Here is a 23,347-nt window from a genome sequence, read left to right on the forward strand (position 1 = left end):
TTGCAAAATAGACCGCTTTGCTATTTTCTAATAGCAAACATTGGCTTTTTGCTGTAAACTGTTATCCCGTCCTGATAGTTGGGATTTCGTAAAAATGCCAACTTTTCAATTCATTTCCAACCCAATTTTTCATCACAAAGGCAAATAAAATGGCAACGAATTATATTTTTGTGACGGGCGGTGTTGTTTCTTCTTTAGGGAAAGGCATTGCTGCAGCGTCTTTAGCCTCTATTCTTGAAGCTCGTGGTTTAAATGTCACCATTATGAAGCTTGATCCTTATATCAACGTAGACCCAGGCACAATGAGCCCAACCCAACACGGGGAAGTTTTCGTAACAGCGGACGGTGCTGAAACCGACTTAGACTTAGGTCACTACGAGCGTTTTATCCGCTCAAAAATGAGCAAAGCGAACAACTTCACCAGCGGTAAAATTTATTCTGAAGTGTTACGCAAAGAGCGTCGTGGCGACTACTTAGGTGCAACTATCCAAGTAATTCCACACATCACAAACGAGATCAAAGAACGTGTAATCGAAGGTGGTAAAGGTCGTGATGTGGTGATTGTTGAAGTGGGCGGTACAGTAGGCGACATCGAATCACTACCATTCTTGGAAGCATTACGCCAATTAGCGGTAGATGTAGGTCGTGAAAAAACCTTATTTATGCACTTAACTTTAGTGCCGTATATTCCAACTGCAGGCGAAGTGAAAACCAAACCAACTCAGCATTCTGTGAAAGAATTGCTTTCAATTGGTATTCAGCCAGATGTGTTGATCTGCCGTTCAGACCGTGCGATTCCTTCAAATGAACGCAAAAAAATTGCCTTATTCTGTAACGTGTCAGAGCGTGCGGTAATTTCATTAAAAGATGTAGATTCAATCTACCGCATTCCAGAATTATTAAAATCACAAGGTTTAGATAGCTTTGTGTGCGACCGTTTCCGCTTAGATTGCCCAGAAGCAGATTTATCTGAATGGGAACAAGTGCTTTACCGCCAAGCAAATCCAACGGGAGAAGTCACCATTGGTATGGTGGGTAAATATGTCGAATTGCCAGATGCGTATAAATCTGTAAATGAAGCATTGAAACATGCGGGCTTAACTAACCGTTTAACCGTGAACATTAAATACATCGATTCGCAAGATGTTGAAACTAAAGGCACAAGCGTGCTTGAAGGAGTGGATGCGATCCTTGTTCCTGGTGGCTTCGGCTATCGTGGCGTGGAAGGCAAAATTCGTACCGCACAATATGCTCGCGAAAACAAAGTCCCATATTTAGGTATCTGCTTAGGGATGCAAATTGCCTTAATTGAATATGCTCGTAACGTCGCTGGCTTAAAAGAAGCGAACTCAAGTGAATTCGATAAAGATTGTCCACAACCTGTAATTGGCTTAATCACTGAATGGCAAGATAAAGACGGCAATGTTGAAACTCGTTCTGATGACTCAGATTTAGGTGGCACAATGCGTTTGGGAGCACAAAAATGCCATTTAATTGAGGGGTCAAAAGCCCGTGCATTATATGGTGCAGAAACCATCGAAGAACGCCACCGTCACCGTTACGAAGTAAACAATACATTACTTCCGCAAATTGAAGCTGCTGGCTTGAAAGTAACGGGTTTATCAGAAGACCGTAAATTAGTAGAAATCATTGAAGTGCCAAATCACCCTTGGTTTGTAGCAGCTCAATTCCACCCAGAATTTACCTCAACACCGCGTGATGGTCACCCGCTTTTTGCAGGTTTTGTAAAAGCGGCGAAGGAGTACCAAGACTCACATAAAGGGTAATACAGCATAAATAAGGAGCTCGAAATGAGCTCCTTTTACATTTGTCTTTTATCTGTCTAATAACTCGCCAACTTATTTAACGTCTCAAACGCCTTTCCACTGGCTAGCACCGCTTTTACTTTTGCTGCATTGGCTTTTAAGTCAGTCTCGCCAAAGGTTCGCATTAGCATTGCTACATTCACTGCGACCGCATCAATATGTGCTGCTTCGCCTTTGCCTTGTAATAAAGCTCGGATTTTTTCGGCATTTTCAGCGGGTTCTCCGCCTTTTAAGGCTTCGATAGGATAACGTGAGACGCCAAAATCTTCAGGTATTACAGAATAATAACGGATATCACCATTTTCAATTTCCGCTACTTGCGTTTCGCCGTGAACGGCTACTTCATCTAAACCCGCTCCATAGACGACAATAGTATGCTCGTGGTTTAACGCTTTTACCGTTTCCGCATAGATTTTTAAAATTTCTGGCGAGTAAACACCTAAAAGTTGGCGTTTAGCGTGAGCAGGATTGACGAGAGGCCCTAAAATGTTAAACAGCGTACGGGTTTTTAATGCTTGACGGACGGGGATGGCATATTTGAAACCTGAGTGATAAAGCGGAGCGAATAAAAAGCAGATGCCTATTTCGTCTAAGGTTTTGCGTGCGGTTTCTGCGGGCACTTGAATATTGATACCAAGTTGAGAGAGTACATCACTTGCCCCAGTTTTACTGGAAACACTACGGCTGCCGTGTTTTGCCACTTTGTAGCCCATTGTAGCGGCAACGATAGCACTTGCTGTTGAAATATTGATGGTGTTATGCCCATCGCCGCCTGTGCCTACAATGTCTGCAAAAGCGTAATCTGGTGTTGGGAAAGGGGCTGCATTTTCGAGTGCCGCGGTCACTGCACCTGAAATTTCGTCAATCGTTTCGCCTCGCATTTTTAAGGCAATTAACGCCCCAGCGAGTTGCTCATTTGATACCTTGCCTTGCATAACTTGAGTGAAGAAGAAGGTGGATTCAGCTTTATCAAGCGGTTGATGATTAAATAATTTTTCCAAAAGTTGTTCGGTTTGCATAGTGTGTTCCTTATCTTTTTATACAAAGTAGGGCGGACTTCAGTACGCCATTCTATCTGTTATTTTTATTTGGCGGACTAAAGTCCGTCTTACTATCTCAACAACCATTCCACCGATTGCTTCAATAATTTTGTCCCTTCTACGGTCAAAATTGACTCTGGGTGAAACTGGAAGCCACAAATCGGCAAAGTTTTATGACGAATTGCCATCACGATCGTGCCGTAACGAGCATTGACTTCCAGTTCTTCAGGTAGATCATCGCCCATTAAAGAATGGTAACGAGCCACAGGCATTGGGTTGCTGATACCTGCGAACATAGCTTGGTTATCGTGCTCAATTTTTGACACTTTACCGTGTAATACCGTGCCTGTATGTACCACTTTTCCGCCTAAGGCTTCGATAATCGCTTGATGCCCTAAGCAAATGCCAATCATCGGTACTTTGCCTTTAAGTTGCTGAATAATCGGCAGCAAGTTACCCGCCTCAGCAGGGTTGCCAGGTCCAGGTGAGAGGGCGACTAATGCGTTTTTGGTGGTTAAAGCTTTTTGAATAAAATCTTCCAAGGGATAATCGTTGCGGAAGATCGTTACTTGGTGTCCTAGCTCGCGAAATTGATCCACTAAATTGTAGGTAAATGAGTCGAAATTATCGACAAAAAGAATATGTGCCATAGTGCTTTCCTCCAATCCTTAATGCTGTTGCCCTTGATTCACCTGTCCAATTGCTTTTAATACCGCACGGGCTTTGTGTCGGGTTTCGTCCGCTTCTAATTGCGGATCTGAATCCAACACTTCGCCACATCCTGCTTGCACATAAGCTACTCCATTTTGCACAAAAGCAGAGCGAATGACGATACAGGTATCTAAATTGCCTTCGGAGGTTAAATAACCGACCGCACCGCCGTAGCTATGGCGTTTTTGCTGTTCGAATTGGTAAATCAACTGCATTGTCTTAATTTTCGGTGCACCTGTGAGCGTGCCCATATTCATACAAGCTTGGTAAGCGTGTAATGCGTCTAAATCGGTGCGAAGTTTACCCACCACGCGAGAAACAAGATGCATAATTTGCGAATAGCGGTCAATTTGCATCAATTCCACTACTTTTCGCGTGCCCGATTGGCTTACGCGAGCTACATCATTTCGAGCTAAATCGACTAACATTAAATGTTCGGCAAGCTCTTTTTTATCTAAACGCAATTCTAATTCAAGGCGAGAATCAAGCTCTAAATCAATGTTACCGTACTCATCAAAACCACGCGGGCGAGAGCCTGCAATAGGGTAAATTTCTAGCTGACGATCGTGTTCAGAATATTTCAATGCACTTTCAGGCGAAGCACCAAAGAGCGTGAAATTTTCTCCTTGCATAAAGAACATATACGGGCTTGGATTGTTCATTTTAAGCTGGCGATAACTTGCCAATGTATTCGGACAAGGTAAGCTGAAACGGCGAGAAGGTACAATCTGGAATACATCGCCCACGTGAATATGATGTTTCAGTTTGCGAATAATCTCTTTGAATGGCTCATCTTCTAAATTCGCGACTGCTTCTGCATTTGCGGTTTGAATTGGTAAGCTGAAATTAGTTGGTGCATTGGCAAGTTTTTCTGCAAATTCGACCGCTTGTTGGCTTAATATTGCTTGCTCCGCTGGATTGAAACAGAAAGTATTAAGCGTTGCGGTTTGAGCTTGGTGATCGATAAAGACCAATTGCTCGGCTAAATAGAAGCTGTAGTCTGGACAACTTAAGCCATCATCTTGCAATGTAATGTTATCCATTGGGATAAAATTCGCAACTAAATCGTAGCTAAACAATCCGCCTAAATAAACGGGTGAGCTTGTTGCTTTAAACAGTTGGTTTACAACACGCAAGCCATCAAACACCGTGCTAGTTTTGAGTTTGCTATCTTCATCTAATTGAGTAGGAATAGTAGGGAACTCTGCAACCAAGCGGTGTGATTCTGCACAAAATTCGCAAGAAGGTGCAGGATTTAAATTCGCTAAAGCAACTTGAATATGTGGAATGACTGCTTTGCCGTTTTTAGTTAAAGGCTCAAAAGTGACTTGCTGTGCATCGCAAAAAATATGCAATGCAGATTGGGCGAAGAGTAAGCTTTTGAGGCTATTTTTGCTTTGGATTTCAGCGGAGTCTAATAATAAGGTATGAGGTTGGTTGCCACAAAGAGCGTGATACATCGCCGTGGTATCAGCAAAATAAGGCAACGTGGTTTGTTGAATTTGCACGTTCATTTTTATCTTCCTGTGTTTATTTTTGTACTATTAAACTAGTACAAAGGCGGTTTGTCAAGCGTGCAAGTAAAAATAGTATAAATTTCTTTGTACTATTGTTTTAACGTTCCCAATGTTTGTTTTTCGGGTTTACATATTCAACGCCTTGATCTTTATAGCCAATGCCTTCTAGTTGAAGTAAATAGCGTTTATTAGGTAAGCCACCGCCGAAGCCTGTGAGACTTTGATTTTTACCTAGTACTCGGTGACAAGGTATAAGGATCGAAATGGGATTACGTCCAACTGCCCCACCGACAGCACGCATGGCATTTGGTTTACCTAACTGGTTAGCAATTTCACCGTAGCTAGTAATTTTGCCGTAGGGAATTTGGCGGAGGATTTTCCAAACTGATTGCTGGAATGCCGTACCTTGCGGGGTAAGAAAATCTAAATGTTGAAAATCGAGCTTTTCGCCTTGAAAATAGCGGTCTAAAATTTCGCGTGTTTTGCAAAAGATTTCATAAACGGTACCGCTTGTATTGCTTACGGGAATGAAATTTTCAAGCTTAGTAGTAGGCTGTTCTTCGTCAAACTCAATTGCAATCAGTCCATGTTCTTTAGCAAGAAGTAATAAATTGCCAACGGGAGAGAGATAGTATTGATAGAAAATTGTCATAAAAAAGTGAGATAAAATAAAAGGCGTGTAAATAATCTACACGCCCTGGCTTCATAATTCTATGCTAAGTTAGGGTTAGAATTTGTAGTTTAAGTTTAAGCCGTAGAGGTTCGCTTTTGAAGTAACTTCAAATTGACCTGATTGACCTTCTCTGAAACCGTGTTTTTTACCACGTAGGTGAGCATAGCCGAAGTCAGCTGCTAAATTTGGAGTGAAGCGGTAAGTTGCCCCCACGCTATACCACATACGGTCTGTATCTGGGATAGAGATTGATGGGTGAGTTTTGCTTGCATTTTTATCGTAAGCAATACCACTTCTTACGGTTAATTTTTCGTTAATATCATAAGAAACACCAAGTGCATAGCGTGAAGAATTGCTAAATTCTTCTGTTTTATGGAATAAAGTGTTACCGCTTGAACCGTATGCGGTTAAGCTTTTTAAGCGTTCCCATTCAGTATATTTATAGCTATATTGAACTGCGAATTTGTCGGTTAATTTGTGGAAACCCGAGAATTCCCAATAAGCAGGTAGGTTAAGAGTCAAACGACCAGGAACGTTTGAGCCACCAGTCGCTTCGCTAATTGGTAAAGTTACTCCTCTTGCAGCTAATTGCTGAATAAGTGCATTATAAGCCGTTGGGAATGCGTTTGAGTATTCACCTTTGAATTTAACATCAACAGCTGAGTGATACGCTAAACCCCAACGGTGGTTTTCATTGAGTTTATAAGCTAAACCTGCGTTCCAACCTAAGCTCCACTCGTCACCTTTGATTTTAGATACTGAGGTGTGATTTGGCATTGTTGCTAATTGGCGTGCAACTGCGGCTAATTGCGTCGCTTGAGCAGTTTGACCAGCCGCTGCTGCTTGTGCTGCTCGGGTGGCTAATTGTTGAGCAATTGCTTTACCGCCCACACCTAAATGGCGTTGAATTTCAGCATCTGAATAGATTGCATTTAAGCCCACACCAGCACTGAAGCCGTAGCCTAAATCATAAGCACCGCTTAAGTTGAAGTTTAATGCCGTTAATTCAGTTTTACCGCCATATACGCCTGCCGCATAGTCTTCACCATATTCTGATTTTAAACCGTAGTTAACATTTAACCCGCCACCTAATGCAAAGCGATCTGTGATTGGGGCAACGAAATACATATTAGGTACAACTGCTGTTGGAATGACGTTTTTGTGTGAAGCATTTACTTTTGTGGTTGTACCCATTGTACCTTCAACATCAACATTTGCATCGACTAAAATACCTCCGACAGAAAATTCTGCACTTTTGAATTCAGTCATTAACGCAGGGTTAGTTGCAACAACAGATGCGTTATCTGCCACAGCAGCAGCCCCAGCATAAGCTGTACCTAAGCCTGATGTTGAAACTTCTGCTAATTGGAATGCCGCCGCATTTGCTCCACCTGCTACTAATGTTAATGCTGATGCAAGCAATGTTTTAGAAAATCGAGACATGAACTATCCTTTAATAATAAGTAAGAAATAATGATGAATAAGTAAAAAACGGGGAAATTCTACGAAGTGAAATGGTTGATTGCAACTCCAAAAAGGAAATAAAGCAAGTGTTCCGACCAGTTGCAAGGGAACTTTTGCCTACTTTTCTATTTCGTTTTAAGTTTAAATTTGCCTTCAAAACCTCTATAATAGTAGGGAAATTCCTTATCATTTGGTGAAACCTTTTAAAATGATAAGTTTAAATCAGTTCAATATACTTGACTAAAATAGTCAACTCCATCAAAATTCAGACACTTCCAATCTTTGATTGGATTTTTAATTAAATGAGGGCGAATTTATGAGATTAACGTCAAGAGGGCGTTATGCGGTGACGGCAATTTTAGATATTGCCATTCACGGTAAAAAAGAGCCTGTCAGTCTTGCGGATATTGCAGATCGTCAAGCTATCTCACTTTCTTATTTAGAACAGCTTTTTGCACAGCTTCGTCGTGAAGGTATTGTGTATAGCGTACGTGGACCAGGTGGCGGTTATAAGCTCGAAAAAGAGCCGAAGGAGATTACTGTTGGGATGATTATTGCGGCAGTGAACGAAAATGTGGACGTGACTAAATGTAAGGGAAGTGGTAATTGCCGTAACGATTCTCGCTGCTTAACTCATACGCTTTGGGAACGTTTAGAAGATCAAATCGGACAGTTCTTAAACACCGTGTCGCTTGACGATTTAGTTCAAGAAAATGCGGATCACGATTGTGGTAAGTCTCATTGCCACGAGCATCCGCATCAGCACTAAAATATAAGCAAAGATTTCATTAAAAATAACCGCTTGTAGCGAGTTAGGAGTAACTTAAAAAATGTCAGTAAAATTACCTATTTACTTAGATTATGCGGCAACTACGCCAATGGACGAACGCGTAGCCCAAAAAATGATGCAATATATGACCAAAGATGGCATCTTTGGTAACCCTGCTTCACGTTCACATAAATTTGGCTGGGAAGCAGAAGAAGCGGTTGATGTTGCACGTAACCAAATCGCAGACTTAATCGGTGCTGATGCACGCGAAATCGTGTTCACTTCAGGTGCAACCGAGTCAGATAACCTTGCAATCAAAGGTGCAGCACACTTCTACCAAACTAAAGGTAAACACATCATCACCGTGAAAACCGAACACAAGGCGGTGTTAGATACTTGCCGTCAGTTAGAGCGCGAAGGCTTTGAAGTGACTTACTTAGACCCAGAAGAAGATGGCTTGCTCGATTTAGAAAAATTCAAAGCAGCTATTCGTCCAGATACTATCTTGGTTTCTGTTATGCACGTGAATAACGAAATGGGTGTGATTCAAGACATCGCGGCAATCGGTGAAATCTGCCGTGCTAACAAAATCATTTTCCACGTTGATGCAACGCAATCTGTGGGTAAAGTGCCAGTAAATGTTCACGAATTAAAAGTAGATTTAATGTCATTTTCAAGCCACAAATTATACGGACCAAAAGGTATCGGCGGTTTATACGTTTGCCGTAAACCACGCGTGCGTTTAGAAGCGATTATTCACGGTGGTGGTCACGAGCGTGGTATGCGTTCAGGTACATTACCAGTTCATCAAATTGTGGGGATGGGTGAAGCGTATCGTATCGCAAAAGAAGAGATGACCGAAGAAATGGCACGCTTAACTAAGTTACGTGACCGCCTATATAACGGCTTCAAAGATATTGAAGAAGTGTATGTAAACGGCTCAATGGAACCAGGTAAACGTGTAGGCTCAAACTTAAACATTAGCTTCAACTTCGTAGAAGGTGAGTCATTAATGATGGCATTACGCGACATTGCAGTTTCATCTGGTTCAGCTTGTACTTCTGCAAGTTTAGAACCTTCTTATGTGTTACGTGCTATCGGTCGTGATGATGAATTAGCTCACAGCTCAATTCGCTTCACATTAGGTCGTTGGACAACGGAAGAAGAAATTGACTACACTATCGAATTAGTGAAAAAAGCGATTGTGAAATTACGTGATCTTTCTCCACTTTGGGAAATGTTCAAAGAAGGCGTAGATTTAAGCAAAATTGAGTGGAATCACCACTAATAAGATTAACCTCCCTCTTTACTAAAGAGGGAGATAAAATAGAAGGAACAATGAAATGGCATACAGTGAAAAAGTAATCGACCACTACGAAAATCCACGTAACGTAGGTACATTCGACAAAGAAGCATCAGACATCGGTACTGGTATGGTGGGTGCACCTGCGTGTGGTGACATCTTACGCTTACAAATCAAAGTAAACGATGCTGGCATTATCGAAGATGCACGCTTTAAAGCCTACGGTTGTGGTTCTGCAATCGCTTCAAGCTCACTGATTACTGAATGGGTAAAAGGTAAATCTTTAGAAGAAGCGGGTGCAATTAAAAATAGCGACATCGCAGAAGAGTTAGAATTACCGCCTGTGAAAGTTCACTGCTCAATTCTTGCAGAAGATGCAATCAAAGCAGCAATCGCAGATTACAAAGAAAAACAAGGTAAATAATTTAACAAGCGGTTGATTTTGCAAAAATTTTGCGAATTAAGACCGCTTGTATTTTGTAGCTTGTCGACACACGCCTTTCATACGTGAAACGATGTTTCACACACTACAATGTTTCGTAAAATATGATTTTCTTCATTTAAGATATTAGGAATATATATTATGGCAATTACATTAACAGAAACCGCCGCAAACCGCGTGCGTACTTTCCTTGAAAATCGTGGTAAAGGCATTGGTTTACGCTTAGGCGTGAAAACCTCGGGCTGTTCAGGATTGGCGTATGTGTTGGAATTCGTTGATGTATTAAATGAAGACGATCAAATATTCGAGCAACACGGTGTAAAAGTGATTGTGGACGAAAAAAGCCTCACTTACCTTGATGGCACGGAGTTAGATTTTGTGAAAGAAGGCTTAAATGAAGGCTTTAAATACAGCAACCCAAATGTAAAAAATGAATGCGGTTGTGGTGAGAGTTTTAATGTTTAGGAGGCTATGATGACTAACGCCTTTTCCCTTTTCGGTTTGCCTGTGCAATTTCAGGTAGATCAAACCGCACTTTCGGCACGTTATTTAGAGCTACAAAAAGAGCTTCACCCAGATAATTACGCAAGTAGCTCTACAGCCGAGCAACGTATTGCAATTGAAAAATCAGCTGATGTAAACCAAGCATTAAATGTGCTGAAAGATCCAATTTTGCGTGCCGAAGAGATTATTAAGATTGAAACGGGGGTAGAGAAAAACCTCGAAGAAAAAAGTATGCGAGATGTTGAATTCTTGATGCAACAGATGGAATGGCATGAAACTCTTGAAAGCATTGAACATAAAAAAGATGAAGAGGCTTTAACCCACTTTCTAAAACAGATCAAAGCCGAGCAGAAAAAAGTTTTAATCGAATTAGAAGAAACGCTAAATCAAAAAAATTGGCAGCAGGCAAACGCATTAACAGATCGTTTGCGTTATTTTAAAAAGCTGATTATTCAGATTGAGAAGGTTGAAGAGCAGTTTTTTGAAATTTAATTTTGCGTAGGGGCGGGGTTTATCCCCGCCCAGTATGATATTGAATTTATAGGGCGGGGATAAATCCCGCCCCTACGGTTAGCCTTATCAAGCGATCGATTTTTAGAGATATTTTACTGATGAAAACCCTAGAAGAATTATTAGATAAAAATTCAGCGTGGTTGATTTTGCGTGATTGGTTTACTCAAGCAAAAAATCACTACGAAATTTTAGCTAGCTACTCTGAAGATGCAGCTGCTGCATTAGTTGGAATGCAACTACCGACCCGTTCACCGCTTGGTGCGATTGTGTATGAAACAGGTGGTGTGTTAATCGATCACGGTTGGTTGCGCATTTTAGGTTCTGGCAACGAAAAATTACCTCGTGGTTTATTTGATTGGAACTTTGGTAAAACTTTCAAACAATCGGGCGAGCAACCCGGTTACTTATTAGTAGCAGATGATGCAATGGGTGGTTACTTTGCTATTAACGCAGGCAGTTTAGGCGACAAAATTGGGCAAGTGTATTATCATCATCCGAAAAAGAAAACGTGGGAACTGTTGAACTTAGGCTATTCTGAATTTTTAGGCTGGGCATTATCAGGCGATTTAAACGATTTCTACCAAGATTTACGTTGGGATAATTGGCAAAATGATATTAAAGAACTGCAAGGTCATCAAGTGTTAGAGCTTGAAAGCAAAATCGCTGTGCCTGTAGAACGCCACTATCAAGGTGTGTTTGCTCCTGAAAATATGGGTTACTCAGTAGCCTAAAATAAATTAAAACAAAAAATAGAGAAGAGATAATAATGGCATTACTTCAAATCGCTGAACCAGGGCAAACTGCCGCACCGCACCAAGCACGTTTGGCGGTGGGGATTGATCTTGGGACAACGAATTCATTGGTTGCAACTGTGCAAAGTGGCACGGCAACCGTGTTATTAGATGAAAAAGAGCGAGCGTTAGTGCCGTCGGTGGTGCATTACACGGAAAACGATAAAACCGTGGGTGTGGAAGGTTTTGCGTTTGCAGCAGTTGATCCGCAAAACACCGTGATTTCAGCCAAACGCTTAATTGGGCGTTCGCTTGCCGATGTGCAGACCCGCTACCCAGATTTACCGTATCAATTTGTGGCAAGTGATAACGGCTTACCGTTAATCCAAACTAAACAAGGCAATAAAAGCCCTGTGGAAGTATCAGCAGATATTTTGGCACACTTAAACCGCTTTGCTGAACAACGCCTAGCGGGCGAATTATCGGGCGTAGTCATTACCGTGCCTGCTTATTTTGATGATGCTCAACGTCAAAGCACCAAAGATGCAGCACGTTTAGCAGGTTTGAATGTATTGCGTTTATTAAATGAGCCAACTGCAGCAGCGATTGCTTACGGCTTAGATAGTGGACAAGAAGGCATTATTGCGGTTTACGATTTAGGTGGCGGCACATTCGATATTTCGATTTTGCGTTTAAGTCGAGGTGTGTTTGAAGTATTGGCAACAGGTGGTGACACCGCATTAGGTGGCGATGACTTCGACCTCTTATTAGCAAACTGGATTGCTGAACAAGCAGGCGTGCAACCACAAAATGCAAATGAGCAACGTGAGTTATTGACCCTTGCAACAAAAACCAAAATTGCCCTTTCACAAGCGGTCGAAACTGAAGTGAAATTTGCAAATTGGACAGGCACGGTCAGCCGTTCGCAATTTAACGAGTTAATTCAACCACTTGTTAAACGTTCGTTAATGACCTGCCGCCGAGCGTTGAAAGATGCAGGCGTGGAAGGCGAAGAGATCCGCGAAGTCGTTATGGTTGGCGGTTCAACTCGCGTACCATTTGTGCGTGAACAAGTGGGTGAGTTCTTCGGTAAAACGCCATTAACGTCTATTGATCCAGATAAAGTGGTTGCCCTTGGTGCAGCCATTCAAGCGGATATTTTGGTCGGCAATAAGCCTGATGCGGATATGTTATTGTTAGACGTTGTGCCGCTTTCGCTTGGTATTGAAACGATGGGCGGTTTGGTGGAAAAAATCATTCCACGCAATACCACTATTCCTGTGGCACGAGCCCAAGAGTTTACTACCGCTAAAGATGGGCAAACAGCGATGTCGGTTCATGTTCTGCAAGGCGAGCGTGAATTGGTAGAAGATTGCCGTTCACTTGGTCGTTTTACCTTACGTGGCATTCCACCGATGGTAGCAGGTGCGGCAACTATTCGCGTGACTTATCAAGTCGATGCTGATGGTTTGTTGAGCGTAACAGCAATGGAAAAATCCACTAAAGTGCAGGCTTCGATTCAGATCAAGCCATCTTATGGCTTAACCGATGAAGAAGTGACCCAGATGATCAAGTCTTCAATGGCAAATGCTAAAGAAGATATGGAAGCCCGCCAACTGGCGGAACAGCGTGTGGAAGCGGATCGCGTGATTGATACCGTGATTTCAGCTCTCCAAGAAGATGGGGCGGAAGTACTTTCCATTGAAGAATTTAAAGCCATTGAAGCGGAAATTCAAAAGTTGATTGATTTAAAACAAGGTTCAGATAGAGCAGCGATTGCCCAAGGGATTAAAGAGCTTGACCATGCTACCCAAGCATTCGCAGCAAAACGAATGAATTTATCAATTCAAAAAGCATTAGCGGGTAAAGCCGTTGATGAGATTATTTAAAAGAGGATAATATGCCAAAAGTAGTTTTTCTTCCCCATGAAGAATTTTGCCCAGAGGGTATGGTTGTTGAAGCCAATGAAGGCGATAATTTATTAGAAGTGGCACACAATGCAGGCGTGGAAATCCACCATGCCTGTGATGGTTCTTGTGCTTGTACGACTTGCCACGTAGTGATTCGTGAAGGGTTTGATTCTTTAAACGAAAGCTCAGATCAAGAAGAAGATATGTTGGACAAAGCTTGGGGCTTAGAAATGGAAAGCCGCCTAAGTTGCCAATGTGTGATTGGTGATGAAGACTTAGTGGTCGAGATTCCAAAATATAACCTGAACCACGCAAACGAGGCTGCTCACTAATGAAATGGACTGATGTACAAGATATTGCGTGGGCGTTGTACGATCGCGATCCTGATTTAAACCCAGTAACCGTGCGTTTTACCGATATGCACCAATGGATCTGCGAATTAGAAGAGTTTGATGACGATCCTGAAGGTTCTAACGAATCAATCCTTGAGGCGATTTTGCTGAAGTGGATTGAAGAGTATGAATAGATAAGAAAAATGCTTTTACTAAATGGTAAAAGCATTTTTTTATAGCAATAGTAGGCAAAAGAGTTGGTTTTTTGGACTAACTTTAATTGATCATTTCGCTGTTTAAATCAGCCTGCTAGCCTATTTGCCGTATATTTCTATTACGCTCTTCTTGTATAGGTATGGAATAACATTAACTAACGAACCACAAGGAATTATGGTAAGAATAGAAAGAGTGCGGAAGAGAAGAAAAATTTGAATTGGTCCCCCCTACCGGACTTGAACCAGTGACCAAGCGATTATGAGTCGCCTGCTCTAACCGACTGAGCTAAGGGGGGATAAAAGAGAGTTAAATTATAGAATAAAGTGCTAATTTCGTCTATCTTTTTCAGACTGTTTATACAAAAAATAAACAATTATTCTATCCAAATAAGAGAGGCCATTCTGCCTGTCTGTTTATCTCGACGGTAAGAGAAAAACTTATCTTGTTCTGTATAAGTGCAATGCTTTCCGCCTGAGATTTCTGTAATGCCAAGCTTGTTTAAGCGTTGAGTCGCAAGTAAGTAAAGATTGCCGAGGAATTTACTGTTTGTAGTGAGATCAGGCGTAAAAGCGAGTTTCGCATTGGAATCGAAGGCACAAAATTGTTCGATGACCTCTTCACCTATTTGAAAAGCGGTTGGACCAATGGCTGGGCCTAGCCAAGCAATAATATCGGAAGTCGGGCATTTAAATTTTGCGACAGTTTCTTCTAAAATACCATTACATAAGCCACGCCATCCCCCATGGGCTGCGGCAACTTCTGTGCCTTCTCTATTACAAAATAGCACAGGTAAGCAATCTGCAGTCATCACTAAGCAGACTTGGCGAGAATGTTGCGTATAAACCGCATCAGCCTCAATATTGCTTCCCGTAAAAGGTAGCTCAATGACTTTCGTGCTGTGGGTTTGCGTGAGAAAAAGGGGAGAATGAGGCAAATCAAATTTATCCACGAGTAAAGTACGATTTTGCTGCACTGCTTTTGGATCATCGCAAACGTGATCACCTAAATTAAAGCTATCAAAGGGTGGAAGACTCACGCCTCCCATTCTTACTGTCGTAAGGGCTTTAATATTTTTCGGTGCTTGCCAATTTGGATAAATTGCGTTCATTCTCATTCCCTTTTTAGTTTTATGAGCGAACGGCAATCGCTTCAATTTCTAAGCCAACATCTTTTGGTAAGCGAGCGACTTCTACGCAAGAGCGCGCAGGGAATGCAGGATGGTTATTTTCACGGAAGAATTTTTCATATTCAGCATTTACCGTTGCGAAGTCGTTTAAATCTTTTACAAAAACCGTTGTTTTGATGATGTTAGCAACACTCAAACCAGCTTGTTCTAAAATGGCTTTAACATTTTCGAGTGCTTGGCGAGCTTGTTCGGTAATATCTGCCGATATTTCACCTGTTTTAGGATTAACAGGAATTTGACCTGATGTGAAAACAAGGTTGCCTAAATCAACCGCTTGTACGTAAGGACCAATTGCTGCAGGGGCGTTTTCTGTGTGAATTACTGTTGTCATATGTTTTCCTTGTATCAATAAAATAAAAGTCGTGCATATTCTAATCTATGCACTGACATCTAAAAATAAAAAAATAAACTATTTGATGAAGTTTTATTGATTAAGTGCTTAATAACAAAACAATCATTTATAATTACTTCTAAATGACAGTTTGTTAAATTTTAATCTTCAAAAAATTCTTCTAACACTTCTTGATTTACATCCACGGGTGGATTATCGCATAGCCAGTTCGCTAAACGAGCATAATCTGCGATGCTAAGATTTTCGGCACGAGCAGTTAAATCTACGCCTAATGCTTCTAATTGTTCTGCTGTGAAAAGTGTTGATAATGCGTTACGTAAGGTTTTGCGACGCTGGTTAAATGCTTGAGTTGTTACGCGATTAAGCCAATAAATATCTTTTACGGGATGTGGTAAGGTTTTGTATGGCACTAAACGCACGACCGCAGAATCCACTTTCGGTGCAGGTTTGAATGCGGTTGGAGGCACTTCAAGCACTGGCATGACTTGACAATAATATTGTGCCATAATGGTTAAGCGTCCGTAAGCCTTGCTATTTGGTGCTGCACATAAACGTTTTACTACCTCTTTTTGCAACATAAAATGCATATCTTGGATTAAGTCGTGGAACTTAAACAGATGGAACATCAATGGCGTAGAGATGTTATAAGGTAAGTTACCGAACACGCGTACGCCTTCGCTATCTTGTAAGTTTAGGCTTTCAAAATATTCACGGAAATTAAAACGTAACGCATCCTGTTCTATGATAGTGAGTTTTTGGTTGATAAAAGGATGATGGCGTAAACGCTCCGCTAAATCACGGTCAAGTTCTACGACGGTGAGTTTATCTACTAATTCGGCAACTGGCTCTGTTAATGCACCTAAACCAGGGCCAATTTCTAATAAAAATTGACCGCTTTTCGGGTTAATTGCTGATACGATATTATGAATTACATTCATATCGTGTAAGAAATTTTGCCCGAAACGTTTACGAGCAGTATGACCTAAATGTTTTTTTGAATTTGTACTCATTATATTTATATTTAAATGTGTGAAGAATGTTTTTGAAATTAAAGAACCCCGCTTAAGCGAGGTTCCTGAAATAGCTCGAATTATTTAGCGTCTACATATTGGATATTTGCCCCTTTACGTAAGGTTTTTACCCAATCTTTTGAGGCTTCCTCGGCTTGTTTATTCACTAAATTTTCATAGGCCTTTTGAGCATAGGCATCTTGAGTTCTATCGCCTTGACGTGTATCAGTCACTTTCAAAACGTGCCAGCCGAACTGTGATTTAAATGGTGCAGAGATTTGATCTTTTTTTGCACGGCTTGCCACCTTAGCAAAAGCAGGATCAAAAGTATCCAAGAATTGGAAGCCTAAATCACCACCATCCGCGGCGGAAACATAATCAACCGAATTTGCTTTTGCCGCTTCTTCAAAAGTGGTTTTTCCAGCTTTAATGTCTGCAACCAATTGATTTAATTTTGCTTTAGCTTGAGCATCATTTAATACAGGGTTGGTTTTGATAAGAATATGGCTAATTCGATATTCTGGTGCTGATACTTGTTGAACTTTACCAGCTGCTTTGTCTTTTTCTAACATTGCTTTTGCTTGAGCTTGCACTTGCTCTGGTTGCACTTGAATTGCTTGGCCAATACTTTGATGGCGTACCGCTTCCATCATCATTTGTTGTGCAATTTGTTGACGATATTGATTTAAGCTAATACCTTGATAATCCAATGCATCCAATAATTGACCATAGGTTAAGCCATTACGAGCTGCAATATCTTCAATTGCACGATCAACTTGGCGATAATCAATTTTGATGCCAGCTTTTTGTACTGCTTGCTGCACTAACATTTCATCAATCACGCTTTCAAGTGCCGCTTTGCGGTTTAGCTCATTATTGGCTTTTTTACCTAATGCATTAATCACTTGGCTTTCCATAATCATATTACCATTAACGGTTGCAAGTACACGCTCTTCAGCCATTGCTGATTGAGCGAAGAATAATGCTCCTATTAAAGCAACTAAGATTGATTTTGCGGAAGTAAATTTCATTTTCTTTTTCCTATATAAGAACCACTAAATAACAGTTAATTAGAGCTAACTGAACACAAAAGGTTCAATTAGGCTAAAGATTGAATTTTCTTAATCACATTGGTGGTAGAACAACCATTCTCAAAGTTCAATACTTGCACTTCACCGCCATTTGCCCAGACCTCTTGGCTACCTGCGATCTCTTCAGGTTTATAATCGCCACCTTTCACCAACAAATCTGGCAAAATTTCGCTGATTAAGCGTTGAGGTGTATCTTCATCAAACGGCACTACCCAATCTACTGAAGCTAAGCCAGCAAGCACAGCCATTCGAGCAGCTAAATGATTAATTGGTCGGGCTTCGCCTTTTAAGCGTTTTACTGATTCATCCGTATTAACAGCCACAATTAAACGATCCCCCAGTTTTCGTGCGTTTTCCAAGTAAGAAACGTGTCCTGGGTGAAGAATATCAAAGCAACCGTTGGTCATCACAATTTTCTCGCTACGGTTTTTAGCATCATACACGATCTCTTTCAACTCCGCTTCAGAGACCACACCAAAACCAGTCGTTGTACGTTGGTGAATCGCATTTTCTAATTCTACAGGCGTAATGGTTGATGTGCCCAGTTTACCCACAACCACGCCTGCAGCAGCATTGGCTAAATAGCACGCTTCTTCGTAAGGGCGACCATCAGCAATCGCCGTTGCCAACACGCTGATTACGGTATCGCCTGCACCCGTCACATCATATACTTCTTTCGCTTGAGTTGGTAAGTGATAAGGGGCTTGATTTGGACGAAGTAGGGTCATTCCTTTTTCAGAACGAGTCACTAATAACGCTGACAAATCAAAGTCAGCGATCATTTTTAAGCCTTTCGCTACGATTTCGTCATCGTCTTTGCAATGCCCAACCACGGCTTCAAATTCCGACATATTTGGCGTGAGCAAAGTTGCCCCACGGTAGCGTTCAAAATCTGTGCCTTTCGGGTCGATTAACACAGGCACGTTCGCTTTACGTGCGATTTGAATCATCTCTTGTACGCTTTCCAACGTGCCTTTGCCGTAATCTGATAAAATCAACGCCCCGTAAGCGGTGATTTCTTGAGATAGTTTTGCAAGAAGTGGTTGGCTATCCACGTTATGGAAGCCCTCTTCAAAATCTAAGCGTAATAATTGTTGATGGCGAGAAAGAATACGCAATTTAGTAATGGTTGGGTGAGTTTGCACCGCCACACAATGGTTTTCGATATTGTATACGTTCAATAATTTATCCAACGAATTGCCCGCATCATCTTGCCCAATTAAACCATGCAAAGCCACAGGCACGTTAAGGCTGGCAATGTTCATCGCCACGTTTGCCGCACCGCCTGCACGCTCTTCAATATCCTGCACTTTCACCACAGGCACAGGAGCTTCAGGTGAAATACGATTGGTCGCCCCAAACCAATAGCGGTCGAGCATCACATCACCCAATACCAACACTTTGGCTTGGTTAAATTTTGGAGAGTATTGCATCATCATAATTTTTATTCTTCATTTTGGATTTAAGCTAGCGACTCCTCCTCTTTGCTAAAGAGGGAGTTCATAAACTATCTCTTCGATTTCTTAATAAATTTCATCAAACGTTTACGTTTACGCAATTGGCTTGGCGTAAGTTTATTGCGTTTGCCCGCAAATGGGTTATTCCCTTCTTGGAATTGAATACGAATTGGGCTACCAATAATTTTCAAGCTCTTACGGAAATAGTTCGATAAATAACGCTTATACGAATCAGCTAATTTTTCCACTTGGTTACCGTGAATCACGATAATTGGCGGGTTGTAACCACCTGGGTGGGCATATTTTAATTTCACACGACGACCATTTACGAGTGGCGGTTGGTGTTCATCAGTAGCCATACGCAAAATGCGGGTAAGCATAGAGGTTGATGTTTTTTGTGTTGCACAGGCATAAGCCTCTTTCACTGAATCAAATAAGTTACCCACGCCAGAACCGTGTAATGCGGAAATAAAATGCACACGAGCGAAGTCGATAAAATCTAAACGGCGATCAAGCTCTGATTTTACTTGATCTTTAATATCCTGTGATAAGCCGTCCCATTTATTTACTACAATGACAAGCGAACGTCCCGCATTCAAAATAAAGCCCAAAAGCGATAAATCTTGGTCGGAAATCCCTTCACGAGCATCAATGGTTAATAGCACTACGTTCGCATCTTGAATCGCTTGTAAGGTTTTGATTACCGAGAATTTCTCGACAGCTAAATTTACCTTGCCACGTTTACGCACCCCCGCAGTATCAATAATGGTATATTGCTGACCATCGCGTTCCATCGGAATATAAATGGAATCGCGGGTTGTGCCTGGCATATCGTAAACGACGACACGCTCTTCGCCAAGGATGCGGTTAGTCAAGGTTGATTTTCCCACATTCGGACGCCCAACGATCGCAATTTTAATATTTTTATCTTCAATACGTTCTTCGATTTCTTCTGCCAATGCTTGGTCTAATAATGCCGCATCTTCTTCATTATCTACATCGAAATCGTGATCCCATTCATCTTGCGAGGTGTCCTCTTCTTCTGCAAATTCTTCACCATTTTCGACCGCTTTATCCGCATTTAATTGCTCACCTAATGGGGCTAAAACTTGCTCGATCAACTGCGTAATGCCACGACCTTGTGCTGCAGCAATCTGTTCTACTTCGCCTAAGCCTAATTGATAGAATTCTGCACAGTGTGAATCAGCATCAATACCATCCGTTTTGTTTGCTACCAAAACAGTCGTTTTTTTACGTTGTCGTAGGTATTGTGCAATGCCTACATCTGCTGGCAGAAGCCCTGCACGTGCATCTACCAAGAAAAGGACTACATCAGCTTCCTCAATGGCTAAAAGGGATTGTTCCGCCATTTTTTCTTCAACACCTTCCTCGGTGCCGTCAATACCGCCTGTGTCAATCACGATAAAATCATAGCCTGCGATATTAGCGTGACCATATTTACGGTCACGGGTTAAACCTGGAAAATCCGCCACCAACGCATCACGCGTGCGAGTTAAGCGGTTAAAGAGCGTGGATTTACCCACATTCGGTCTGCCCACAAGGGCAACAACTGGAGTCATTTCGTTATCCTTTAAAATTAAACTATTTTAATCCACGTATACGTAAATCATTCAGATTAAAAAATCTCTGCATTATATCTTAAAGTCGTATAATTTAAAAATAAGTCTAAAATAAGAACAAAAAAGCGTATGTGGTTAAACCACATACACTTCAGTTTTTAATGTTTAATCAAGATGAATCATTATTCAATTGGCTTCACAGCACTACGAATCGTCATTTTGATCTCTGCTGAAATCAGGCTTGAGATTAAATCTTCAATCTCTTTTACTTTTGTTTGATTGCCTTTTCCTTTGTTATCGAAATAACCTTCGGTTCTTAGGGTTGAAGTGAAGGTGGAGAATAATGCTTTATCAAAAAATTCTGGTGCGTTAATGCCATGCAGAACAGATAAGCGTTGAGCAATTGAACGGCTCTCTTTTTCAAGTTCTCCACGTGAAATATCAGGGCGATCGAGTAAGATGTTTAAACCGATAAAATAGCGTTGCAACAATTCACGCACGCCATTACTGTGTAGCTGTAATGAACGCAGATGAGCATTGTTCAGTTTGAATACATCGCTTTCACTTTTTACTAATTGCTGGCGAATAAATTCGTTTAAAATTAGCTCTATTTGGTTACGAAGTTCCGTATCATTAAAATGTAGAAATAACTCCGCTTTCAAGAACGGATAAATCTGTTGCACGATTTTGATAATTAAATCTTTTGAAACCGCTTCTAAGTGCAAAATTACGCTTGCTACGAGTGAAGGCAATACAAACAGATGTTGAATGTTATTGCGATAATAGGTCATCAACACGGCAGATTCGCGATCTAAACGGATGAGTTCGCCAAAACTATCTTTTTCAGCAGTTACGCCTGAACGAGGTAATTTTAACACGTGTTCAAGCATCGCCTCTGCTGAGACGGTTGGGAGAGTCATCTCTTGAGAATAAGGAACGTTTCGGAAAAGTTGCAAATAACTTTCTACTTGTTCAATCAACTGCTCACGTGTTAATGCACGTTGGCGAGAAGCAAGCAATGCCGAGCCAATCAGGTTTTTCGCATTAACTGCCGCTGCTTTGTTGATATTGACCATCACTTTTTTAGCAAGGCTATCCACCGCTTCATTGAGCCATTTTGCACGCCCATCTTCGCTTGGTTCACGCCATTCTGGGAAGTGTTGGTTTAGGTAGTGATTGATTTGGATTGGCTCACCAAAGTTTACATAGCCTTGCCCTAGGTTTTTCAATTTTTTAATCACGCGAAGTACTAAGCCGGCGTTTTCTTTCTCTTTTGTCGCACCACGTAATTCTTTTGCGTAGGTATCCACTTCTAGCACGTGTTCATAACCAATATAAACAGGCACAATACTGATTGGGCGAGCTAAGCCACGTTGTAGGGCTTGAATAGTCATCGACATCATGCCCGTTTTAGGTTCAAGTAAACGACCTGTACGAGAACGCCCACCTTCAATAAAATACTCAACTGAATAGCCACGATAGAAAAGCTCGGCTAAATACTCACGAAAAATAGTGGAATATAAGCGATTGCCTTTGAATGTACGACGAATGAAAAATGCTCCCCAGCTACGGAAAAGTGAACCAACTGGAAAGAAATTTAGATTAATTCCCGCCGCAATATGAGGCGGAACTAAACCTTGATGGTAAAGTAAATAGGAAAGTAACAGATAGTCCATATGGCTACGGTGGCAAGGCACATAGACAATCTCGTGTCCTTCCAAGGCGAGTTTACGCACTCGCTCACTGTTTTCAACATTGATACCTTGATAGAGCTTATTCCAAAGCCAGCTTAACAGACGATCTGCCATACGCAAGCTATCGTGTTTTACATCGGCTGCAATTTCATCAAGCATTTTGGTGGCTTCAGCACGTGCTTTTTCAAGCGGAATTTTTTTATTTTCTGCTTCATCCGCAATCGCTTTTTTCAATACTTCAGAATCTAACAATTTATTGAACATTGCTTGGCGATCAGGCAATTGTGGGCCCATCGCTGAATAGCGTTGTTTTGCAAAGTGCATACGAGCAATACGAGCCAATTTATGAGCGAGTTTTTCATCGACATCGTGATTTGCAACCATTTCATTTAAAGAGACCGCTTGTGAGAAACGGACGAAGTTATCACGACCATACCAAATGATCGAGAAAATACGCGAAAATGCACCTAACGCACGTAAATTGGGGGCTTTCTCTTTACCTGGAGCTCTTCCCCAAAGAACAGAAACAGGGATGAGTTGCACATCTAAATTGGGATCTTGTTTGTGTAAATCTAAATAGCGATGAATGGATGCAACGGTTTCGCTTTTTGCTTCTTTTGATTTAAAAATGCGGCGATCTTCGTTTAAAAAGACGAAACGAGGCAATGAAACACCGTTAATCACATTTTGTTCTAACGGGTCAGGTAAGTTCAAACTACGGCAGTTTCGTTGCAAAATCAGGAGGTCTGATTGTGACGTATAAGGTAAAACGTAAATTAAAGGCTGTTCACGACTAAGTGCTAATTCGGTAATGGGATCTGTCGGAATAGATCGTGATTTTACTAGCAAAGAAAGCGGTAAATTCAACAATTTACGGTATAAATTAAGCAAAATTGACATTGGATTATCCTTTATTTATTTTGTCAAACGGGCATATGGTATCACAAAATTTCGAAAAAATTAGTTACAAATCATAGCTTACTGTATATAATACCAAAGATTATGTATAAAAGACCAGAGAGGATA

22 protein-coding genes and 1 tRNA gene are annotated in these 23,347 nt (G+C 41.3%); 10 read left to right on the forward strand and 13 right to left on the reverse strand.

All coding sequences use genetic code 11. The features are described from left to right. The first annotated feature begins 149 nt into the window (after positions 1–149). Positions 150–1,787: a glutamine hydrolyzing CTP synthase gene (gene pyrG, locus B0185_RS08665; RefSeq protein WP_005706576.1), complete on the forward strand. Its 1,638-nt coding sequence runs from the start codon at positions 150–152 to the stop codon at positions 1,785–1,787. Between the two features lie 56 nt (positions 1,788–1,843). Here pyrG and trpD read toward each other — a convergent pair whose 3' ends face one another. The 5 genes from trpD to B0185_RS08690 form a co-directional block, all read right to left on the reverse strand. After that, positions 1,844–2,845, reverse strand: a complete 1,002-nt coding sequence (gene trpD / locus B0185_RS08670; protein WP_005706581.1) for an anthranilate phosphoribosyltransferase — start codon at positions 2,843–2,845, stop codon at positions 1,844–1,846. A gap of 92 nt (positions 2,846–2,937) precedes the next feature. Next, the gene (locus B0185_RS08675) at positions 2,938–3,516 is read right to left on the reverse strand and encodes an aminodeoxychorismate/anthranilate synthase component II (RefSeq protein ID WP_005706532.1); all 579 of its coding nucleotides are present in this window, start codon (positions 3,514–3,516) and stop codon (positions 2,938–2,940) included. 18 nt (positions 3,517–3,534) lie between these two features. Beyond that, positions 3,535–5,091 (reverse strand): anthranilate synthase component 1, encoded by a 1,557-nt coding sequence (locus B0185_RS08680; protein WP_005706530.1) that lies wholly within the window; start codon positions 5,089–5,091, stop codon positions 3,535–3,537. Positions 5,092–5,191: 100 nt separating this feature from the next. Next, positions 5,192–5,746, reverse strand: a complete 555-nt coding sequence (locus B0185_RS08685) for a methylated-DNA--[protein]-cysteine S-methyltransferase (RefSeq protein WP_005706546.1) — start codon at positions 5,744–5,746, stop codon at positions 5,192–5,194. A 75-nt stretch (positions 5,747–5,821) separates the two neighbouring features. Next, entirely contained in the window at positions 5,822–7,210 is a 1,389-nt protein-coding gene (locus B0185_RS08690; RefSeq protein WP_005706527.1) for an outer membrane protein transport protein, read from the reverse strand. A 337-nt stretch (positions 7,211–7,547) separates the two neighbouring features. On the opposite strand from B0185_RS08690, the gene B0185_RS08695 reads away from it, so the two are divergent. The 9 genes from B0185_RS08695 to iscX all read left to right on the forward strand — a co-directional run bounded on the left by B0185_RS08695 (position 7,548) and on the right by iscX (position 13,929). After that, entirely contained in the window at positions 7,548–8,000 is a 453-nt protein-coding gene (locus B0185_RS08695; RefSeq protein ID WP_005706523.1) for an Rrf2 family transcriptional regulator, read from the forward strand. Between the two features lie 61 nt (positions 8,001–8,061). Then, positions 8,062–9,288 (forward strand): IscS subfamily cysteine desulfurase, encoded by a 1,227-nt coding sequence (locus tag B0185_RS08700; RefSeq protein ID WP_005706550.1) that lies wholly within the window; start codon positions 8,062–8,064, stop codon positions 9,286–9,288. 55 nt (positions 9,289–9,343) lie between these two features. Then, complete coding sequence (gene iscU / locus B0185_RS08705; RefSeq protein WP_005706518.1) at positions 9,344–9,727, forward strand: Fe-S cluster assembly scaffold IscU; 384 nt, start codon at positions 9,344–9,346, stop codon at positions 9,725–9,727. A gap of 159 nt (positions 9,728–9,886) precedes the next feature. Next, positions 9,887–10,210 (forward strand): iron-sulfur cluster assembly protein IscA, encoded by a 324-nt coding sequence (gene iscA / locus B0185_RS08710; RefSeq protein ID WP_005706573.1) that lies wholly within the window; start codon positions 9,887–9,889, stop codon positions 10,208–10,210. 9 nt (positions 10,211–10,219) lie between these two features. Then, a complete protein-coding gene (gene hscB / locus B0185_RS08715) occupies positions 10,220–10,741 on the forward strand; it encodes a Fe-S protein assembly co-chaperone HscB (protein WP_005706558.1) in 522 nt (173 codons plus the stop codon). Positions 10,742–10,860: 119 nt separating this feature from the next. Further along, entirely contained in the window at positions 10,861–11,493 is a 633-nt protein-coding gene (locus B0185_RS08720) for a DUF2625 family protein (RefSeq protein WP_005706561.1), read from the forward strand. Positions 11,494–11,528: 35 nt separating this feature from the next. Beyond that, on the forward strand, positions 11,529–13,382 hold the full coding sequence (hscA, locus tag B0185_RS08725; protein ID WP_005706565.1) for a Fe-S protein assembly chaperone HscA: 1,854 nt from the start codon (positions 11,529–11,531) through the stop codon (positions 13,380–13,382). 11 nt (positions 13,383–13,393) lie between these two features. Further along, entirely contained in the window at positions 13,394–13,735 is a 342-nt protein-coding gene (gene fdx / locus B0185_RS08730) for an ISC system 2Fe-2S type ferredoxin (protein ID WP_005706571.1), read from the forward strand. Next, positions 13,735–13,929, forward strand: a complete 195-nt coding sequence (iscX, locus tag B0185_RS08735) for a Fe-S cluster assembly protein IscX (RefSeq protein WP_005706580.1) — start codon at positions 13,735–13,737, stop codon at positions 13,927–13,929. Before fdx ends, iscX begins: the two co-directional genes overlap by 1 nt. Before the next feature lie 240 nt (positions 13,930–14,169). Here the strand turns inward: iscX and B0185_RS08740 are convergent. The 8 genes from B0185_RS08740 to plsB form a co-directional block, all read right to left on the reverse strand. Further along, positions 14,170–14,246 (reverse strand) — tRNA-Ile (locus B0185_RS08740). Positions 14,247–14,324: 78 nt separating this feature from the next. Further along, a complete protein-coding gene (pgeF, locus tag B0185_RS08745; protein WP_005706519.1) occupies positions 14,325–15,059 on the reverse strand; it encodes a peptidoglycan editing factor PgeF in 735 nt (244 codons plus the stop codon). A gap of 19 nt (positions 15,060–15,078) precedes the next feature. Further along, the gene (locus tag B0185_RS08750) at positions 15,079–15,468 is read right to left on the reverse strand and encodes a RidA family protein (RefSeq protein WP_005706525.1); all 390 of its coding nucleotides are present in this window, start codon (positions 15,466–15,468) and stop codon (positions 15,079–15,081) included. Positions 15,469–15,629: 161 nt separating this feature from the next. Then, positions 15,630–16,502: a 16S rRNA (adenine(1518)-N(6)/adenine(1519)-N(6))-dimethyltransferase RsmA gene (gene rsmA / locus B0185_RS08755; protein ID WP_039863235.1), complete on the reverse strand. Its 873-nt coding sequence runs from the start codon at positions 16,500–16,502 to the stop codon at positions 15,630–15,632. 77 nt (positions 16,503–16,579) lie between these two features. Next, the gene (locus tag B0185_RS08760) at positions 16,580–17,530 is read right to left on the reverse strand and encodes a peptidylprolyl isomerase (protein ID WP_005706537.1); all 951 of its coding nucleotides are present in this window, start codon (positions 17,528–17,530) and stop codon (positions 16,580–16,582) included. Between the two features lie 68 nt (positions 17,531–17,598). Then, positions 17,599–19,029 (reverse strand): bifunctional D-glycero-beta-D-manno-heptose-7-phosphate kinase/D-glycero-beta-D-manno-heptose 1-phosphate adenylyltransferase HldE, encoded by a 1,431-nt coding sequence (hldE, locus tag B0185_RS08765; RefSeq protein ID WP_005706531.1) that lies wholly within the window; start codon positions 19,027–19,029, stop codon positions 17,599–17,601. Positions 19,030–19,097: 68 nt separating this feature from the next. Further along, on the reverse strand, positions 19,098–20,627 hold the full coding sequence (gene der / locus B0185_RS08770; RefSeq protein WP_005706575.1) for a ribosome biogenesis GTPase Der: 1,530 nt from the start codon (positions 20,625–20,627) through the stop codon (positions 19,098–19,100). A gap of 182 nt (positions 20,628–20,809) precedes the next feature. Then, positions 20,810–23,221 carry a glycerol-3-phosphate 1-O-acyltransferase PlsB gene (gene plsB / locus B0185_RS08775; RefSeq protein WP_005706555.1) on the reverse strand — a complete coding sequence of 804 codons (2,412 nt, stop codon included), beginning with the start codon at positions 23,219–23,221 and terminating at the stop codon, positions 20,810–20,812. Positions 23,222–23,347: the final 126 nt, after the last annotated feature.

Origin of the sequence: Haemophilus parahaemolyticus (assembly GCF_002015035.1) — a bacterium.
In the GTDB taxonomy this organism is placed as follows: Bacteria; Pseudomonadota; Gammaproteobacteria; order Enterobacterales; family Pasteurellaceae; genus Haemophilus_A; species Haemophilus_A parahaemolyticus.